This is a genomic window from Acinetobacter sp. ACNIH2, from assembly GCF_002934965.1.
Classification (GTDB): Bacteria; Pseudomonadota; Gammaproteobacteria; order Pseudomonadales; family Moraxellaceae; genus Acinetobacter; species Acinetobacter tandoii.
In genome coordinates this window covers 1,679,380-1,698,554 of sequence record NZ_CP026412.1, presented here as the reverse complement: position 1 = coordinate 1,698,554, position 19,175 = coordinate 1,679,380, and the positions used below count along the sequence as shown (strand labels likewise).

The 19,175-nt window shown below is 37.3% G+C and carries 13 protein-coding genes, 1 tRNA gene and 1 other annotated feature; of the genes, 5 read left to right on the top strand and 9 right to left on the bottom strand.

Features of this window, described 5'->3' with window-relative positions; all coding sequences use genetic code 11:
* Positions 1 to 105 precede the first annotated feature (105 nt).
* Positions 106 to 780 (bottom strand): sterol desaturase family protein, encoded by a 675-nt coding sequence (locus C3F34_RS07910; RefSeq protein ID WP_044739121.1) that lies wholly within the window; start codon positions 778 to 780, stop codon positions 106 to 108.
* Between the two features lie 104 nt (positions 781 to 884).
* Between C3F34_RS07910 and C3F34_RS07905 the strand changes: the two genes are divergently transcribed.
* The gene (locus tag C3F34_RS07905; RefSeq protein WP_044739122.1) at positions 885 to 1,892 is read left to right on the top strand and encodes an AraC family transcriptional regulator; all 1,008 of its coding nucleotides are present in this window, start codon (positions 885 to 887) and stop codon (positions 1,890 to 1,892) included.
* Positions 1,893 to 2,018: 126 nt separating this feature from the next.
* Positions 2,019 to 2,714 carry an aquaporin Z gene (aqpZ, locus tag C3F34_RS07900; protein ID WP_044739123.1) on the top strand — a complete coding sequence of 232 codons (696 nt, stop codon included), beginning with the start codon at positions 2,019 to 2,021 and terminating at the stop codon, positions 2,712 to 2,714.
* 52 nt (positions 2,715 to 2,766) lie between these two features.
* On the opposite strand, the gene C3F34_RS07895 is transcribed toward aqpZ, so the two are convergent.
* Both C3F34_RS07895 and C3F34_RS07890 read right to left on the bottom strand, forming a co-directional pair.
* Positions 2,767 to 3,012, bottom strand: a complete 246-nt coding sequence (locus C3F34_RS07895) for a hypothetical protein (RefSeq protein WP_044739124.1) — start codon at positions 3,010 to 3,012, stop codon at positions 2,767 to 2,769.
* Positions 3,013 to 3,053: 41 nt separating this feature from the next.
* Positions 3,054 to 4,130 (bottom strand): DNA/RNA non-specific endonuclease, encoded by a 1,077-nt coding sequence (locus C3F34_RS07890; protein WP_044739135.1) that lies wholly within the window; start codon positions 4,128 to 4,130, stop codon positions 3,054 to 3,056.
* Between the two features lie 250 nt (positions 4,131 to 4,380).
* Between C3F34_RS07890 and C3F34_RS07885 the strand changes: the two genes are divergently transcribed.
* Positions 4,381 to 4,842 carry a hypothetical protein gene (locus tag C3F34_RS07885; RefSeq protein ID WP_052662061.1) on the top strand — a complete coding sequence of 154 codons (462 nt, stop codon included), beginning with the start codon at positions 4,381 to 4,383 and terminating at the stop codon, positions 4,840 to 4,842.
* A gap of 94 nt (positions 4,843 to 4,936) precedes the next feature.
* On the opposite strand, the gene C3F34_RS07880 is transcribed toward C3F34_RS07885, so the two are convergent.
* Positions 4,937 to 6,814 carry a potassium transporter Kup gene (locus C3F34_RS07880; RefSeq protein WP_104441370.1) on the bottom strand — a complete coding sequence of 626 codons (1,878 nt, stop codon included), beginning with the start codon at positions 6,812 to 6,814 and terminating at the stop codon, positions 4,937 to 4,939.
* A gap of 121 nt (positions 6,815 to 6,935) precedes the next feature.
* Between C3F34_RS07880 and C3F34_RS07875 the strand changes: the two genes are divergently transcribed.
* A tRNA-Ser gene (locus C3F34_RS07875) sits at positions 6,936 to 7,026 on the top strand.
* Between the two features lie 180 nt (positions 7,027 to 7,206).
* Complete coding sequence (locus C3F34_RS07870) at positions 7,207 to 8,403, top strand: tyrosine-type recombinase/integrase (protein ID WP_104442316.1); 1,197 nt, start codon at positions 7,207 to 7,209, stop codon at positions 8,401 to 8,403.
* 737 nt (positions 8,404 to 9,140) lie between these two features.
* On the opposite strand, the gene C3F34_RS07860 is transcribed toward C3F34_RS07870, so the two are convergent.
* The 5 genes from C3F34_RS07860 to C3F34_RS07840 form a co-directional block, all read right to left on the bottom strand.
* On the bottom strand, positions 9,141 to 11,030 hold the full coding sequence (locus C3F34_RS07860) for a DUF262 domain-containing protein (RefSeq protein WP_104441368.1): 1,890 nt from the start codon (positions 11,028 to 11,030) through the stop codon (positions 9,141 to 9,143).
* A 263-nt stretch (positions 11,031 to 11,293) separates the two neighbouring features.
* Positions 11,294 to 11,497 carry a hypothetical protein gene (locus C3F34_RS20560; RefSeq protein ID WP_228155351.1) on the bottom strand — a complete coding sequence of 68 codons (204 nt, stop codon included), beginning with the start codon at positions 11,495 to 11,497 and terminating at the stop codon, positions 11,294 to 11,296.
* 45 nt (positions 11,498 to 11,542) lie between these two features.
* Positions 11,543 to 12,762, bottom strand: a protein-coding gene (locus tag C3F34_RS07850; RefSeq protein WP_104441367.1) for an IS3 family transposase whose coding sequence is annotated in 2 segments (ribosomal slippage) — positions 11,543 to 12,486 and positions 12,486 to 12,762 — 1,221 coding nt in all. Because the reading frame shifts where the segments join, the coding sequence is not laid out codon by codon here.
* Positions 12,371 to 12,487 (bottom strand) — a sequence feature (AL1L pseudoknot). (Overlaps the previous gene by 117 nt.)
* 47 nt (positions 12,763 to 12,809) lie before the next feature.
* Positions 12,810 to 15,833 carry a DEAD/DEAH box helicase family protein gene (locus C3F34_RS07845; RefSeq protein ID WP_228155350.1) on the bottom strand — a complete coding sequence of 1,008 codons (3,024 nt, stop codon included), beginning with the start codon at positions 15,831 to 15,833 and terminating at the stop codon, positions 12,810 to 12,812.
* Between the two features lie 6 nt (positions 15,834 to 15,839).
* The gene (locus tag C3F34_RS07840; RefSeq protein WP_104441366.1) at positions 15,840 to 19,004 is read right to left on the bottom strand and encodes a site-specific DNA-methyltransferase; all 3,165 of its coding nucleotides are present in this window, start codon (positions 19,002 to 19,004) and stop codon (positions 15,840 to 15,842) included.
* Between the last annotated feature and the right edge of the window lie 171 nt (positions 19,005 to 19,175).

The following is a 19,175-nucleotide window of genomic DNA, read 5'->3' as shown; positions in this document are numbered from 1 at the left end:
TTATATACCGATCCTGCATAAAAACGCTTCTTAATGGCGCCTAACAAATCAAGCAGCCAATAAAACAATTTTAAATATCATTAAGCATGATGATTGCTGCCAAGATCATTGAGCGATTGCGACAGAATCTGAATCTTGCTGCTGTACAGCTTCATTTACTTCAGTTTTTAACTCTAACCCCGTTGCCCTATTGTTTTTCTCCACCCATTTGGCAGGGAAATAACGTTGTGCCACTTGATTCAATCGCTTCGCAAGCACTTGTGGCAAGGCAATACCTAATGGATTCTGCTCTTGCAAATTCGCAGCCGAAATCACTCGTGTGCCCAACAAATAATCAAACCATGGCTTAGTCACACACCAGTTAGCATCCTGATTGGCATTCATATGATGATCATAATGCCACGGTATTTTCTTCATGGCCCATTCAGGTTCCAGATGCGCTCGACGATGGATATAAAAATAATTACAGGCACTATATACCGCAGCGGCTGCCATCCCTTTTGAAATAGGATAAAACAAGGCACTGCTCACCCCTGCAGCAACCACTAATGACATCACTTCATTTTTGGTACGCCAATGTGGCAAACCTTCCACATAGCTATCATCATAAAATTGCTGTTTACGCACCTCTCGATGATGCTCCCAATGCGATTTCATACTTAAAGGCACTGGGCTATAACGAGGCTGACCTGCACGATGAGTACCATGTAACACATATTTATGCGCCACCCATTCAAAACCATTTGCAACGACCAATCCTGCTAAAAATCCTTTCCACATAATTTATTTCTCCATTCATAACTTGAATATAGAAAACTGAATGTGATAAATATTGACCATCCACACCCTTAATATTGACAAATCACGACAACAAAAAACAGATGATGCTTACCTTGAATGATTATACAGGCTCCGTCTATGGTGGACTGGGACACCTACTGTATGCTTATAGTCAAGCTCAAGGTCTTGTCATTCAGCCGCAATTGCTGAAAGTACAAAACCTCGAACGCTTTGACTATCGTATTTGGCATGAGTTATTAAATGAATTACAGCAACAAGTGCCTCGCCCCGCCCTCGGTTTAGAAATCTCCACCTATGTACAAACAAAACATTTGGGCATTCTGGCTTATCTCGCCCTCGCCTGTGACACTTTGGGCGAAGCACTCAACCGTTATCATGACTTTCATCGTCTGATTTATGATGGTAGCCCACTGCAAATTGATCTATCTACTGATTACCTTGCTATTCGCTGGGGTGAATTACCACAGCATCTGACCACGCAACTCACCGACGAAATTGCGATTGCCTTGATGGTGCAGTTCTTAAATCAGAATATGACTACGCAGCCTATTCAACTTCATGAAGTACATTTCCGTCATGCTGCTCCGAAAAATAGCCGATGCTATGAACAGTTTTTTCATTGTAAAGTGCGCTTTTCTCAACCTGTCACGCAGGTCTTGCTCCCAGTTGCCGAATTAAATAAACCCTTGCAACGAGGCGACCACACCTTACAGCAGTTATTAATGCAGCAAGCACAAGCCCTGTTAAAGCAGTTGCCACATTCAACCCAGTTAGATCAACGTCTCCAGCAAGCCATCTTGACGGGTTTACAGAAAAACCAATACCAAATCGAGCTAATTGCCCAACAGCTCAACGTTTCTGTGCGACAACTGCAACGTTATTTACAGGCTCAAGGCAGTAATTATCAACAACGTACTCAACAAGTCCGCCAAATGCTCGCAGAGCAATACTTACAGGACCCCCATCTCAGCTTACAAGAGATTGCCCTACTTTTGAGTTATTCCGAACAAAGTGCTTTTCAACGTGCGTTTAAACTCTGGACAGGGCAAACACCGCAGCAGTTCCGTAAACTATATCTTCAAGCAATATAAGCATTTATAAAAATAAGCACATTTTTTAATCATCTTCACATTGAGTCATTTTATATTTTTCGTTAAAGATAGACTGTCGTGCTTTAGAACAAAAATTCATCATAACGAATAACACTGGAGATGAAGATGAATAAATATCTAGCCGAATTTCTCGGCACATTTTGGTTGGTGTTTGGTGGCTGTGGTAGTGCAATCTTTGCCGCGGCATTTCCTGAACTTGGCATTGGTTTTGCGGGGGTTGCCCTCGCCTTTGGTTTAACTGTCTTAACGGGTGCCTATACTTTTGGGCATATCTCTGGCGGACATTTCAACCCCGCCGTCAGTGTTGGCTTATGGGTTGGACAACGCTTCGATGGTAAAGACCTTTTGCCCTATATTGCAGCTCAAGTCATTGGTGCGATTCTAGCGGCTTTTGTCCTGTTCCTGATTGCACAAGGACAAGCTGGTTTTACAGGTACAGGTGCTTTCGCCAGTAATGGTTATGCAGAACTTTCCCCTGGAAAGTATGGCCTACTTTCAGCACTACTTATTGAAGTAGTACTGACGGCATTTTTCCTGATTGTTATTATGGGAGCTACTGATAAACGTGCACCTGTAGGTTTTGCTCCAATTGCCATTGGTTTAGCTCTCACCCTCATTCATTTAATCAGTATCCCTGTCACCAATACCTCGGTGAATCCCGCTCGCAGCACAGGGGCCGCACTGTTCGCAGAAACTGAAGCATTGCGACAACTGTGGTTATTCTGGCTTGCTCCAATTCTAGGTGCAGTCATCGGCAGTTTAATTTATAAATTTGTTGCACAAACTAAAACCACATCCTAAAAATAAAGCCAGTCGATCTTAAGAGCGACTGGCTTTATTCAAGTTTGAGTATTTATAAAAATGGATTTTCAACTTCCTGAGTCGCAGCATCAATGATTTGTTCTGGCAACTCCGCTTCTGCTTCCAACTTTGCCACAATCGCATTTAAATACGCTTGCAAAGCTTTTGCTGCGGCTAAACCTGCCTGATCTTTGCCTATTTGCAAATTGCCATAAATATTGACTCGATCGCATTGATTTTCTAAGGTTAAATCATGAATTGCATGTGATTCGGTGTCATTTTCAAAAGGTTTAAACATAATCACCTCGAAGCCAATACTTCAAATGGACGGGTATTTTTCTACTTCACCAATTGCAACATATACTGCAATAACGCTTCAATCAACTGTTTCACAATGGCATCCTGTGTCTCTGCATCTAAACTTGGCTTCGAACTTGCAGTAGATTTACTGCTACCTGAACTAAAGCTTTGTTGTGCAGTTTTGATCTGTTCTGCGGATACATCTTCCGCACACTGACTCTCTGCATCCCAATGCGAATAGGCAATTTCTTGTTTGGCTTTGACTGCATTTGCAGTCAGTGGCAACTGATAGGTATTTCGCTTTTGATCTTCAGTCAATTGGGGGAATACATTCACACCAATTTGTTCTTCCAAATAACATACGCTGACAATTTTCACTTCTTGTGAATTATTGTTCGGCGCATAATACACCCCGATTGCACCCGTTTTTGGAATATACACCGCCTTATACACGGCAGTTGGCACGATAACCCCTTGTCCAATCACTTTTAATTTTTTACTGGTAAAAGTTGGACCTGACACCACATACACCTCAGTCTGGTGTTTAGTCACAATGGCACGTGTCGCTTCTTCCAGTTTACGCCACACTTCCTGATTATTTTTAGGTGCTTGCGGCACCATATTGGCCAGAGAAAAACTGTCAAACTGTGAGGTTTTATTCGGCATATCGGCATTCGGAGCCATATGCCCACGGTCATAGCCTGAACCGCGATAATCCGACAAAGTGGCACGATATTGTGCTGGAATCCGCTCTTCTTCATGGAAACTGTCTTCACGTGGAATTTTCTGGCTTAAGCGCGCTGGTGTTAAAGCTTCTGCCACCCAGAGTGGCGTTTTAGACACCCCAGAATACATGACGTTAAAGCCATTAAAACACAAAGCATAGCTCTGCTTTTGGAGGCTTTCCTTATTTAAATAAGGGGGAACATCCCGATAAAACTGATCTAAACAGGCCGAGTTTGATGCACTCGGTAAAGACAAAAACTGGCTAATTCGCTCTTGTCCAAAGGCAATGGCAAAACTCCCTGCGGCAACCACTCCCAACACCACTTTTGAACTGTGCTGATTAAAAAACCAAGGAAAGGATTGCTTTGAACTACGTTTTTTACTGGCCATTACTTTATCAAACGACTGATTTTGCAGGAGCTTAACAAAGCCCTTCTGTAGAAGTATATCTAGATGTGACTGATCGTTTAACAATTCAACAAAATCGTGACAAGCAAGTGAAGGTTGTAACAAATTGTCTGATTTCATCAGGTGTTTAAGTAGCTTATCGATGCAATTGGGTAGATTCAATTGTCAGCCCGATTTTGTATATGCCAAGGTAATGGCACAACGAACAGTCACAATAAATCATGGAGTCATGATGTCTTCACATAATTTAATTTCAGCAATAGTTTTAGCTTCTGGATTATTACTCGGTTTCAGTAGCGTCAACGCATTTGCAGAACCCGCAGTACAAGCTGGTGAAACGCTAGAAAGTTTGTCACAAGCCAAAATTAGCACCACGATTAATGGACAACCAGGATCCATTCAAGACTTAATACAATCTGGACAAGTACGTTTGCTCAATACTGAAAATAATCCTACAGCATCCAATATGAGTACAACTCCGAATAGTATCGAGGATGCATCCGCAGCAACACCTAATCAAGCCATTCCCCCAGCACCACAATTAAGCTCTTCCGCGAGCCATCCAATCAATAGTCCAGATACAGACGTCACAAATAATCATCTGCCACAATCTGAGCAAAATCTTGAAGCACAGCCTATGCCAGCCCCTTCAGAACAGATGCCTACTGAAGCTCCATCTGAAGTTTCACAATAAGGAATATCATTCTAAAAACATTTCAATCCGCATAAAAAAACCAAGGACTATGCCTTGGTTTTTTAGCACTTAGACTAATGAAAGAATGAAATCATCAGATTTCAATTTGGCTTCCCAATTCCACTACACGATTCGGTGGAATTTGGTAAAAGTCACTGACAGGACTGGTATTGCGCTGCATCGAAATAAACAACTTTTCACGCCACGGCGCCAAGCCATCTCCGACAGTACTAATAATACGTTCACGCGAAACAAAGAAGCTGATTTGCATTAAGTTATATTCGAGTCCTATCGCTTGATAGACTGCTTCCAACGCCATTGGAATATTCATTTCATCTTTAAAGCCGTAGAACAATTCAACGCGATAAAAATGCTGATTCATGGTTTCCACGTGGAATCGATCTTGATCTGTAACATAAGGTACATCCTGAATTTTTACCGTCAGAATGATGTTCTTTTGATGTAAAACCTTATTGTGCTTCATGTTGTGTAACATGGCATGTGGCACAACTGTTGGCGTCCCTGTCAGGAAGACAGCTTCCCCTTCGACCCAGTTTGCCTGTTCACCAATACTTTGCACAAATAAATCGAGCGGAAGCGTATCTTGTTGTAGCTTGGAAAAAGTAAGTTCACGCCCATCTTTCCATGTCATTAACAACATAAATGCAATTCCGCCAATCAATAATGGCACCCAACCACCTGACAGAACTTTTAGCGAGGTCGCACTCACCAAGACCAAATCCAGCAATAGAAATGGTGTAATCAGTAATGTTAGTTTTGGCTTACTCCATTTCCATGTGTAACGTATGAAAACTGCAATCAATAAGGTATCGCAAAGCATGGTCATAGTCACGGCCAAACCATAAGCATGGGATAAACGCGAACTGGTTTGGAAAATTAGAACTAAAACAATAATCGCTGCAAGCAAAATCCAGTTCAGTAAAGGTACGTAAATCTGCCCTTGTTCCGAATCTGAGGTATGCTTAATGCTTAAACGTGGCAAATAGCCCAATTGAATGGCTTGGCGTGCCAAGGAAAACACCCCTGAAATGACCGCTTGAGATGCAATAACAGCAGCCATAGTTGCCAAGAAAATCATTGGGTACAACGCCCATTCTGGTACCAATAAATAGAATGGATTTTCAATGGCATTTGGGTCACGTAATAATAATGCGCCTTGCCCTGCATAGTTAAGCAATAAACAAGGTAAAACCACAACAAACCATGCCAAACGGATTGGAACAGGACCAAAATGCCCCATATCGGCATATAAAGCTTCACCACCCGTTACGGTTAACACGACCGCACCCATGATAAAGAATGCCATAAGTGGATTAGATACAATAAAGTGAATAGCCCAGTGTGGACTCAGCATCCCCAAAACCAAAGGGGTTTGAATAATACTAGAGATACCTAATAGTCCAAGGGCAAAAAACCATAATAAGGTCAAAGGGCCAAAAAACTTACCGACAAAAGCTGTGCCATATTTTTGCATCACAAACAAAGCGGTCACGATACTAATCGCAATGGGCACAATATAAGGATCAAGTGCATCCGTCGCGATGGACAAACCCTCTACTGCTGACAACACTGAAATGGCAGGGGTAATAATCCCATCACCAAAAAACAAGGAGGCCCCAATAAAGCCAATTGCGATTAACAATAATTTTTTGCGATCACTAAAATTGGTATTACGCAGGTTTAGGGCAAGCAACGCCATAATGCCCCCCTCCCCATTGTTGTCTGCACGCATGACAATTGCGACATATTTGATGGTAATGACCAATGTCATTGTCCAAAAGATAATCGACAAAATACCCAAAACATTCTCAGGATTAATCCCTAATCCATGCGCGGCATGGAAAGATTCTTTTAATGCGTAGAGTGGGCTGGTTCCAATATCCCCAAACACAACCCCTAATGCTGCCAAGGTAATCGCAGGCAATGCGGCTTTTTTTGCAGAACTTTGCATAAGCTTGTCTTCAATTATCGACACTATTTTTGCAAATCATATCATTGAGCTAAAACTTTTGCTCGAATTCAATTGTTTCACCTTGTCGATGGCTATGTTTTTCGATATTATCCTCCGCCATGGTGAAGTGTCCGAGTGGCTGAAGGAGCACGCCTGGAAAGTGTGTAAACGTTTATAGCGTTTCGAGGGTTCGAATCCCTCTTTCACCGCCAAATTCAATTCTTATGGAATCTCATAAGGTCTAAAAAAGCTTAAATCTAAAGGGTTTAAGCTTTTTTTACGTCTCATACAATCTACTTGATCTATTGCAAGCTTGATGTTGTTGGGGGTATAACTGGGGGTATAATATTTTACCCCTAAAATTATACCCCCAATTCTGCGAAATTATTGCCATGCTTACAGATGCTCAAGTTAGAAAAATAAAACCTTTAGAAAAGAAAACTAAATACTCTGATGAAAAAGGCATGTATCTAGAGGTCACTCCTTCTGGAGGAATGCATTGGCGAATGAAGTTTCGTTTGAATGGAAAAGAGAATATCTTCAGTATTGGTACATACCCTGAAACTACGCTTGCACAGGCTCGCCGTGCTAGAGATGAAGCACGATTAAAGCTTAAAGATGGGATCAATCCCAATGAAGAGAAAAAGCAAAAGAAACAACAAGCTGATGAAAGTATTCTTTTCAAAGCACTTGCTATGGAATGGATGGAGGATCGTAAGGCTGTCATTAAAGAAGGGACTTACTTACGCGACTTATCTGTATTTGAAAAAGATCTTTTTCCTGCGTTAGGTAATATGCCTATTGATCAAATCAAAGGGAAAGATGTCCTTGCTTGTGCTAAGCAAATTGAAGCACGCGGTGCTCAAGAGATGGCTAAACGCTCTATTCCTTTAGCTGGACGTATTTTCCGTTATGCGATTCGTAAAGGGTTAATTGAGAATGATCCGACCCCTCACCTTCAAGAAGCTCTCAAGCCACGGAAAGTAAAGCATATGGCCCGTTTAGATATTTCCGAGTTTCCACCTTTCTTAGAACGTATGGACCGTTATCACGGCAATATCCTCGTTAAAACAGCTTTACAGTTTATGAGCTTAACTTTCGTGAGAACTGCTGAACTGATCAATATGGAATGGGATGAAATTGATTTCGAAAATAAACTATGGCGCATTCCAGCCTATAAGATGAAAATGGCGTTACCACATATTGTTCCTTTATCTAAGCAGGCTATTGAATTACTCAAAGGGTTACAGCCCATTACTGGTAATAAGCAATTTGTTTTTTATAACCACAGTACAGCTAAGCCTTTAAGCAACAATGCTCTGTTAAGTGCGATTCGTACCATGGGATATATGGGAAGAATGACTGGTCATGGCTTCCGTGGACTTGCATCTACGACACTACATGAGCAAGGCTATATGCATGATGCAATTGAAATACAGTTAGCGCATACTGTCGGAAATGCCGTCTCTCAGGCCTACAACCATGCACAACATTTAGAATATAGAACTAAGATGATGCAGGAATGGTCAGACTTTATTGATAGTTTGAGAAACAAAATCGTGCCTTTTCCTAAATACAAGCAAGCTTAGGCTATAAATTTAATAATATTTTCTTGATTAACTTACTTAAATTTGTAGGATACCCTACATTATTTTTAATAATAAAATGTATGGACATTATTCATAGTCAAGACAAGAGCTGAAATTAATCAAGAAAGTAATGAGCGCCGTGGCATTGTAAATAAAGCATTTAAGCTACATGAAAATACAGTTGATGCGATACATAGCCTAGCTGATGACTCAGAAAAATCACAGGCTCAACTTATAACTAATGCCTTTGATGGTTTTTATACTCCACTGCCTGCGGGTTATGAAAATGAAGATGGCGAAGATATCTCATCTGATATTTATATCTATCATCCCTATGGCCTAGAGACATGGCTCATTATTACTAATGTGAGAGATGACTATGATGAAGACATCAAAATTAATTTCGATGAAATTAATTTTGAGGACATGATTAATCATTTCATTAGCCAACATTTACCTGGTCTTCACATCAACTATATTAAAATTTTCTATACACCTATACTTGGTTCAGGTAAATTCTATAGATCGGACTTTTCTAAACTAAAACAAGAAATGTATAAAGAATCTGTCTCGTTCTTTTTTGACTTATTTCATGAAAAGCCAACACTTTTTAGATATAAAAACCTTCCAATGATGCCAATGTTGGAAGAGTCGAAAGAGTATGAAAAGTTAGCAAAACTTTATTAGTCATGGGTATTAAGCCTTGTTAATACAAGGCTTAATTTTAAATTAATGGGTTAAGCGATTAATAAGTTATCATCATCTATTTCTAAATCATCAAATTCGCCAATCTCTAAGTCTCTTGAATTAAATTTTTGATTATCACTTTGAATGTAAACTCTTTCAATAAACCGCTGCTTTAAAGCTTTTCTTCTTGCATGATAAAAATCTTCAAAAAAATTAAAATTTAATGAAACTGAATCATCTACAAGTAAGTCTTTGCTTGTAAAACCACTATTATTGTTTTTTATCCAGTCATCCAAAAACTTATCTCTTTTGGAAAGATTTAAAGAGTCATTTAATAAGTGTAAATTAGCAATAGAATTCCAATGACTGGCATTAACATAAAATGCTTTTTGCTCATCAGTAAGGTTTTCTAACTTTGCAATATTTTTCTTAGTAAACATTTTTTGAGGATGTAAATGATCAATATGGAAAATTTCTGTTGCTTTTAACTCTGGAAATAAAAGATGTAACACTGTTCTGCAGCGAGCTTCTCCATATTGAATATTCAACATATTTTCAATATATGCATCATCAAATCTTAAATCCTTATTCGTAGCCTCGTAGACTTTAATAATTTGCTCCAATGGAAATAAAAACTCTGACAAATTATTTTTTATAATTCGTCTCATACTTGAAATAATCGAATCTGCTTGACCACCAAATACACCTTTTAACAATACCATATAGAACCACTGACTTATCTTATCTCGTTCTTCATTATGCTTAGCCAAGTCATTAATTGTTAAATATAAAGGTTTATTAGACTCATCATTTTTTTTATACAAATAATAGCAAATTGGTATTACGGCATTTTTAGATGTAAGTGACTGGGCATTTACTCCAAATTTTCTTACTAACTTAAATGTCTCTTTTATACAGTCTTTAATTTGCTCCCACTGAATTTGAATTTGTTGTACTCGATCAGCAGTAAAATTTTTCACTTTAAAACGAACATCTTCATCTATTAACATTAATGCTGTTTTTAAGATCCAATCTCTCTCAATATAAAAACCCAAATCTTGTGATTGATAAATCCAATTCGTTAGATTCTCAATTTCTTTCCTAAAGTCACCCTCCCAGTTAGCAACTGCAATAGACATTAACAAATCTGAAAAAGCTAACTTTGTACCACCACTATTTGTGCGGATAAATACATCTAGTACATGATCAACTTCCTGACTTTTTTCATTAAAATAATGAATTAATTGTTCTTTATGAACAGCCATATATAACTTCAAAAGTGTTTCTGAAGCAAATCCATTTGTGGCCAAGTTTCGACGATTAAGTTCAGGGAAAACTACTTTCAGAATAGCATCAGCCAGATCTACATTTGGCATATTTAGCACATCATGTAAACATAACCAACTTTTAACATCTGAGTTATTTAATTGTTCAAACTGAACATCTGTTAAGAATTTAAAGTTGTAGTGCATCATTGACTCATCATCATCCAAAGGTTGAGATAAATCTAAATATAATTTGCGTGATGGCAGAACACTTTCATCATAAGCTGTTGGCCACCACACTCTAGGCTGCTTATAAGCATAGGTACTACATAAACCAATATATAATGATGTTAGTCGTTGTTGACCATCAATAATTGCTTTGAAGTTTTTACTACTTGCATTAATATCAATATAAGGATTTTCCTCATTAAACCGTTGACAATACTTTGTCAAAAATTGATAAAATTTATAGTTTTTTTTGATTTCAGAATCAGTAATTTCCCACATCATGAATGAATTTATAGGATACCCTCTTAGGATTGAATCAAATAGCTGACAAATTTGATTACTTGTCCAAACAAATTTTCTCTGAATTGCAGGTAATAAGAAGTCATTTGATTGAATAGCATTTACAGCTTCTTTTATCGTCAACGGTTTTTCATATTGTCCAGACATAACTTCCCCTTAGAAGCAATATATTGAATTAATTTTCTAAAATTTTTAAGAATTAATAATACTTCAATCTATAATTGAAGTATTTTTTTGAACATTTTCTCAAGATATGCTGTGCCATTACCCACCATAAATAAAACATTCTTCTCAGCAAATTCATCTTCAGAAAGTGAATTATTCAAAATGTCTTTCATTGGTGTAATAGACAAAATAAAACTATTTAATGTTAAGCCAGAATGCTCAAGTTTAGACTCAATATTTTTAATCTATTTATAGAACTCAACCTTAGCATCATCATGATTCATGTTTCGAATGCCTTTAGGGTCTACTAAAGTTAAATATTGCTTTCCTGTTTGTTTGTTCACTAGCCACAATAAAAAGTCAGGGTAAAAATTCCCAGCCAAAGCAAAACCTAATCCACGGTACTTATTATCAGCATTACGCAATAAATAAAGCTCATGATCCTTCAAGAGTTCTGAACCGTACTGGGTTTGTCGGAGACTTTTTTATTTAAGTTAGGCCACCTGACCTAACGGGTTAATCTTATCATAGTACATTGATTCAAAATCAAAAGGTGGCACATAACCTAGTGCACTGTGTACACGCTTTTTATTAAACCAATCTACCCAGTTTAATGTCGCAAGTTGTACATCCGCTAAACCTTGCCAATCTGCTTTTAAATATTCAATCACCTCTGTTTTGTATAAGCCATTCACTGTTTCAGCCAAAGCATTATCGTATGAATCACCAGTCGTACCGACTGATGCTCGTAAATTTGCTGCTTCTAAACGATTGGTATAGCGAATGGAAAGATATTGCACACCTCTATCGGAATGATGAATCACATTCTTTGGCATGCCTCGATCATGCAATGCTTGCTCTAATGCATCGAGCACCATATCTGTATTCATTCGTGTAGATACTTTCCAGCCAACAATTGCTCGTGAGAACACATCAATAATAAAGGCGGTATAGACCCAGCCTGAATGAGTTTGAATATAGGTAAAGTCAGCAACCCACAAGTGATTAGGCTGATCAGCTCTAAAATTACGTTTCACTAAATCATCTGCCCGTTTTTGGTCATCTCGGCTACGGGTGGTTTGTTTGTTCTTACCACGCCAAACACCTTGTATATCTAGCTTCTGCATCAATCGAGCAACTGTACAACGTGCGATAACATAACCTTCACGTTTCAATTGTTGCCAGACCTTACGCACACCATATCGACCTGAACTTTCCTTCCAAATTCGTTTAATTTGTTCAGCATGATGCTCATCATGTAGATCTCGTTTCGCTCGATGTTCTGGATTGTCAGCGAGATCTAAAGCCCGATAATAGGTCGAAGCTGCAATCGGTAAAATTCTACAAATCGCTTCAACACCATATCGATCTTTATTGTTATGGATAAAATCCACCATTATTTGTGTGGGCGGTCGAGCTCCGCCTGGGCGAAAAAAGCGGCTGCTTTACGTAGAATTTCATTGGCACGTTTTAATTCTTTAATTTCACGTTCCATTTGCTTCATTTTTTCTTGGTCAGATACCTGTTGTACTTTGGCGGGATTTTGCTGATCTAAATGCTTTTGATGCCAGGCACGAAGTGTTTCAGGAGTACAGCCAATTTTAGGCGCAATTGCTGTGATTGCTGCCCAAGTAGAAGGATAATCTTTTTCAGATTCAATCAATAATTGAACCGATCTTTCTCTGATTTCAGGGGTATATTTTAATTTTGTCATCGGGATAGTCTCTCAGAATATTGACTCTCCGACAAACCCGGTACGGTTCATTCATTGGCATCTGATGTATTGATATAAGCCTGTAAATCTACGACAAACTTTACTTCACTACTTTGCGTATGACTTGTATAGTCAAACAACATTGGCGACCATGTAAATGGAAGACTTTCATCCTTTTTATCCAGTAAAGGGTAGAAAAGATGACGATCAAATGTAATTGCCCTAAAGCTCCCATCTTCTTTCCAAGGCACTAACTTTTCAACATCGCCTTTACTGACCAATTCTTTCAAAGTTTCTAATCGGTCAAATACTTCTTGTGCTTCGTTATTTTTGCCTTCTTTTGCTGTAAGTGTATATTGCTCACAGATTTGTACAGGTAACTCTTTATCATCGAGACTAAATTCTGTCACTTCATAGAACTGCCCTTCATAGGCATTTTTAATTGCATGATAGAACTTATCCATATAGGACTGTAACAGCTCAATTAGTATCGCTTGCTGTTTTTTGATTCCACTCACGTCATTGGTTAATTCTGACGAATCAACCAAAAGCTTGTACCAATCTTCCATAGAGAACTTGATATCTCTTAGGCAAAACTCCTGTAACTCATCAACATCCAACTGTAAATTGCTATATCCACGCTGGAACTTATATTGCTGAAGTTGCAAGTAAATTTCATCAAAATCAAACATACACATGATTTTTGGTGAAATCTCATGTTCTTGACGCTTATCTTTTACATCCGTTTGACGCTTAGATTTATCTGTATGAAAGGCTTGCAAACGTGGATACAAGTCCAAGACAACAAAAGGTTTTTTAATTTTACCTTCATAGTGTTTTGGAATTTTAAACATTGAAAGTTTTGACTGAGCCTTAAACCCATTAGCCTGATTATCTTTATAACCATCTTTTAAAGTAAGAGTTTTTAAGCGAGGTGTTTTAATTTTATTGGTTGGAAAATCCAATGTGACCAAATCCTGATTCAGGATAATGCCTTCATCATTCAAATAATCACGGAATTTCTCCATATAGTCAGCACGTAAACCAAAAACATTAATCGTTTGCATTAAATCTAAATGCAGACCTTTATATTCAGCCTTACTATAAATCTCTCTTGGTGTTCTTTTTAAAGAAAAATTCTCACCTTTTAAACGTACACCACGACCAAAGAGCTGAATAATCTGCGCACCTTCTCCTGTACCCATGTTCAATAAGCCCATGGTCGATACGCGCCAACTACTCCAGCCTTCAGTAAATTTACGAGAACCAATCAGAAGATGTGTTTCACTATCATCATTATTTAATGTAGGAAATAATGACTCAGCAAAATCATCGGTACGTGCATTTAGATAATGTGTCTGGCTTGATTCTTCACAGTTATCATATAAGCCCTTTTCATCACCGACATTAATCACCGCAAAAGGTGTATTTTCACCAACCTGTAAACGTAGTTCACCTTTGTTTGCCGTGACACGTACCACATTCAATCGTTGATTGGTTGTGGAGTTAAAGAAGCTTTTTAAAATATCTTGGTAAAGCTCAGTTGCATCTTGACCATGTAATGGTACAAATCGATTAGCAAAAATATTGATGCCATTTGTATCGACCAAACGAGATGTATTGGTGATCAAATCATTCAACCAACCGATTACCTTAGGTTTACGTGATGAATCCAAAAAGTCTGCCAAGAATTTAACAATGGCTAAAATGTCAGAGTCATCATCATTAACTTTGTTACCAACAAAGACCCACAGTGGTTTTTCAATATTAAACTTCGCTAGTTTTACCTGATTCTTTTTAAACAGGTACTGTTGTTGATAAAATGAAAGTAAGCAAGCTGTAAGATAAAGATTACGCTCATCATCTTCATGATATTCTTTCATGTTAAGAATATTGACTTCTTTACCATAGCCATCTGCATAGAAGTATTTATACGAATAATCAAACAAAATACTTTTAGCATACACTTCTCGAAGTGCTTCCCGACGGTATTTTTGCTGTTCTAAATCATCAAGCTGAATATTTTTTTTCTGTTCTTCGGTTAGCTTATTAATCGCCACACCATACAGCATTTTTGCTTTCTGTTTTTTTGCATCTTCAAAGCGTTTATAGACGTTGTCTGCCTTACTCACAGCTTGACCAAAGGTAGCCGAATATTCAAAGCTAAAGCCATCTTTGGTAAGAATATCACGTCGTTCCATCCAAGCACCAGCACTACTACTTGTACCACGGTGTCCTTCATCAATCAGTACAAGGTTTTTACCTTCCAAGCTCATCGTCGCAACAGTTTTATCACCATCACTATCACTCAGCTTATTCATATCGATGATTTGAATTTCATCTCGATACAAGCTATTACGACTTTTTTGCTTATCAAATAAAGTTGCTTGAAAACCAGAATCCGTCAGCTCTTGTAAATGCTGTTCACTCAAGCCTTCATTCGGTGTAAGTAAAATGATTTGGTCTGGAAAAGTACTATCACCATTTTGATGTTGGAAATAGTCCAAATATTGCAAAATATTGACATGCATAAGCAGTGTTTTACCACTACCTGTCGCATTCCAATAACCGATTTTATTGAGATCTTCAGGTAAATACTGCTGAAATTTATCTGCATCAGTTTTCTGATCATCATTATATTGTTCAAGTTCAATATTCAGCTCATTTAGTATGTCTGCTTGATGATTAAAATATTGATCTAAATACAGTTCTGTAAATAGCAATGAAAGGTATTGGAAATATTTGAGATTTAAAACATGACCTTCTATTTCATTACGTTTTTCAGTGATTTTTTGCCAATGTTTCACAATGTTTAAGTCATAACGACGTAGAACATCGATATCAACAACCTGTTTGTTAAACAAGGTATTGCTGATCACACCAAAGAATTTAGTTTGACCTGCATTATCACCTTCATGCTCGATTCCCTCAAACTGAGGATAATCCAGCTGTTGTTTCATGCCTTCCAAACGATTTGGATTAAACTTTGACCACAACCATTTACTTAAAATCAATTGCTCATGGAAATTGACTTTAACTGCTTTAGTTTTTGCTTTAGGAGCTTTTGCCACAGTGCATTACTCCTCAAACATATTTTTTAGGAAGGTTTGTTCAATTGAACGGACTTTAAGCTGTTTTTCTTCACCTTCTTTAGTAGTGTATTTGCTTGCTACGTTGTGGTCACCATTGATATAAATCAATTGGTACTCACCATCGTTTGGATTAATTTTGAGTTTTGCAAGTAATTGATCGAGTTCTGAATAGCCAATCTTTTCACAGTCACGCCATAAAACTGTGGTGTACTCACCTGTACGTAATTTACCTGTAATTTGCACATAGCCTTTATCTAACTGGTAATCTGCATATTGGACATTCAAACCAATGAGATAGTTAAAGGTTTCAACTAAGTCAATATTTTTACGTTCAAAAGCACCAGCACTATCAGTCGTGATATTCATTTGATAGTTAAATGGCTTTAGGAAGTCTTTAACTTTGAGCAAGGAGTCTTTGCCTTCTAACTCAAGCATATAGTGCATGAGATAATCACTATAGGCTTGTTGATCTTCAGGTTTCGTTGAAACCTGTTGTTCTGCTAAAAGAGTTTGCTGCGCACCTTTACGAACCAACTCCAAGTTATTTAAAGTATCTTCATAACTTTCAAGTTTAACTACCTTCAAGCAATGGCTGATACCAGAATTAGGATCTATAGGTTTACCATCGCTCCATTCTTCGGAATATACAATTTTTTGAATTCTTGGTTTCAAAACTGTATCAAAATACTCTCCTTGCTCTACAAGAATATATTTACGGAAACCTTTATCTTGGCGATTAATATTAATGACAGCATGAGCCGTTGTTCCTGAACCTGCGAAATAATCAGCAACTGTACAAGAATTATCTTTTTCTACACCACTAACTTTTAAGCAATCCTCAACTGCAAAAATAGATTTAGGATATGAAAAAAAGTCTTGCTTATTAAATAATTTTTTAATTAAAGCTGTACCATGTTCTGTAGCAGAATACTTAGCATCAGACCAAATAGTTGTAGGTTGAATTCCATCATTCGGTCTTCTTCTATAATAAATTTTATACCCAATATCAGAAAATACTGCCTTAAATTCATTCTCTAAAAGCTTTGCTCTTTCATAACCAAAATACCAACACCCATCGGTTCCATCATCCTTTAGTGGCCAAACAATTGTCTCATCAGCATGGAGTTTATCAAGAATTTTATATCCTAATTGATCATCAATATATTCAACTTTAGGAACTCTAACGGCATTAGTAACTGTATTAACAAAAAAAGGATAGTACATAGTAGGACGATTTACTCTATGTGAGTTAGAACCAGCTTTTCTAAAAAATTCCCAAAAAAAGCGTCCTTTTTCGTCAATATCTTTATAACGATTTATCTGCTCATCAGAATGGCCTAATCGCTGTATAGCTGTGTTTTCATTTTTTCTAGAAAAAATTGCATATTCGTGAGCTAAAGCAAAACCATTGGGAATTGGTCTACCAGAAGGTTTTATTCTAATACTCAAAGTCCCTGCATTATCCTTTAAAAAAATATTTTCCAGTAATATTGATAAGACTTTTTGCTCAACATCATCTATTGTTGTACATTGAATTCCATCATTTTTTAATAAAATTTTACCTAATGAAATTCTATTTTCCAACAGACTCAACCATGAAGAATTTTTAAAACCATTCTTATATAAAATTTCAGATGCTGAGGTATTATAAGGAGGATCTACATAAATAGATTTCACCTTCTCATAATACTTCGACTTTAATAAATTTAAAGCCTGAAAATTATCACTATGGATAATCAAACCATCTGTTTGATCATCCAAATCATCAATTTTTTGCAAAAGCTTTGCTTTAAAATTAATGCTAAACAAAGATGTATCCACCATCAAGGCTTGATGTTTTTTTAAGTAATCAAGAGTTCCCCAACCTGCATCTGTTCCTTTAAAGCCTAGATCTTCCCATTGTTGCCACTGTGCTGTATTGTCTGCAATTTCAGTATATAAAGACTCATCTACTCGGTCTAAAGTGATGCAATATTCAGCACTAACGACAAATTTTTTCTTTAACCACAACTTTTTCTGAAAATCTTCAAGCGAAGCCAAGAAGCTAATGATTTCTAAACCAATTTGGCGTAAACACTTGATAATACTGAGCTGACGTTCAATCTGAATAAACTGATCGGTACTCACCACATCATCTAAATGCATCACTTCATTTTTAATATAAAAATCAAGTTCATGACGCAAGAATTTACCCAAGTCTTTATGAATAAAATAATCTGCTGTGTTCTTCTGCGTATAAGTACTCAAATGCTTTTGCAACACTGTACGCTTTGGTTCTTTTTCTGTTGGTGCAAGTTGTACTAAATCATTTAGCCAGTCAGCACTTAAAACTTCTGCACTCACAATTTTGTTATACGATTCCGTATTTAGTGCTTCTTGCTTTGAGCCTTTAGGTAAAGTCGCATATTCAAAAAGAATGGTTAGTTCATTATTTTGAATAGAGAATGGAACAATAGTTTCTTCAAACTCTTCACCTTCTTCATCTATACGAGTGAAAGTCTTTGGTTCTGTCACAATAATAAAACGACGGTCTTTATCATTGTCTTTACGATTTTCTCGTGCTGTATCTGCACTCACCAAACGAAATAAAACTGAACGCTCATCATTCAGTTTAAAACGATAGTTGCTAAACATCTCACCAGACTTAGTGTAGTACTGGTCTTTGTTTGCCCAATGCAACATCACTTCCTCACCAGAATAAGGAATAGCATAGGTGTCACCCTTATAACGACGTTGGCTAATGAAGTCACCATTATCATAATAACGACTAAAAAAAGTCAGCAAATGGCTATACACTTGCGATTGATCTGTCATTTCATCGGCATCAACTTGAGTTAACGCAATATATTTTTGTCCTAAGGCACTTTCAATTGCTTCAGCATCAATGAGTTGTCCTTGATCGTTAAACGCACGTTTGCCAAATTCCGCTTTGAGCTCAGCTTCTAATTCTTTTATTGCATTTTCATCAAAACTCGACTTTGCTTCGCCAAGGTATTGCTCTACTTTAGTTTTTAAACGCTTATCCAGAAATTCAGCAATTTCATCACTACGTGCATTTAATATACGGTAAACACCAAAATCCAAATCAGGTCGATTGATCTGAAAAATTTCTTTGAGTTTAGAAACAAGTGCAGAAAACTGGGTACTCATGAATATTTCCTATTTTTCAAAACCTTATGATAAATAGGTTCTGGTGAAACGAATTAAAATTGCAAAAGCAAAATTGGGTAGTATTTTATAGTATTTTTAGATGCACGACCACGTTTTTAAACTAGTTCAACAATTGATAAAAATATAAATAAATGTTATATATTAACAATT

Bases quoted from the DNA above. Each gene is read 5' to 3' on its own strand.
- C3F34_RS07860 (WP_104441368.1), bottom strand. From the start codon at position 11,030: ATGTCTGGACAATATGAAAAACCGTTGACGATAAAAGAAGCTGTAAAT.
- C3F34_RS07840 (WP_104441366.1), bottom strand. From the start codon at position 19,004: ATGAGTACCCAGTTTTCTGCACTTGTTTCTAAACTCAAAGAAATTTTT.
- C3F34_RS07905 (WP_044739122.1), top strand. From the start codon at position 885: ATGCTTACCTTGAATGATTATACAGGCTCCGTCTATGGTGGACTGGGA.
- C3F34_RS07885 (WP_052662061.1), top strand. From the start codon at position 4,381: ATGTCTTCACATAATTTAATTTCAGCAATAGTTTTAGCTTCTGGATTA.
- aqpZ (WP_044739123.1), top strand. From the start codon at position 2,019: ATGAATAAATATCTAGCCGAATTTCTCGGCACATTTTGGTTGGTGTTT.
- C3F34_RS07880 (WP_104441370.1), bottom strand. From the start codon at position 6,814: ATGCAAAGTTCTGCAAAAAAAGCCGCATTGCCTGCGATTACCTTGGCA.
- C3F34_RS07895 (WP_044739124.1), bottom strand. From the start codon at position 3,012: ATGTTTAAACCTTTTGAAAATGACACCGAATCACATGCAATTCATGAT.
- C3F34_RS07870 (WP_104442316.1), top strand. From the start codon at position 7,207: ATGCTTACAGATGCTCAAGTTAGAAAAATAAAACCTTTAGAAAAGAAA.
- C3F34_RS07890 (WP_044739135.1), bottom strand. From the start codon at position 4,130: ATGGCCAGTAAAAAACGTAGTTCAAAGCAATCCTTTCCTTGGTTTTTT.
- C3F34_RS07910 (WP_044739121.1), bottom strand. From the start codon at position 780: ATGTGGAAAGGATTTTTAGCAGGATTGGTCGTTGCAAATGGTTTTGAA.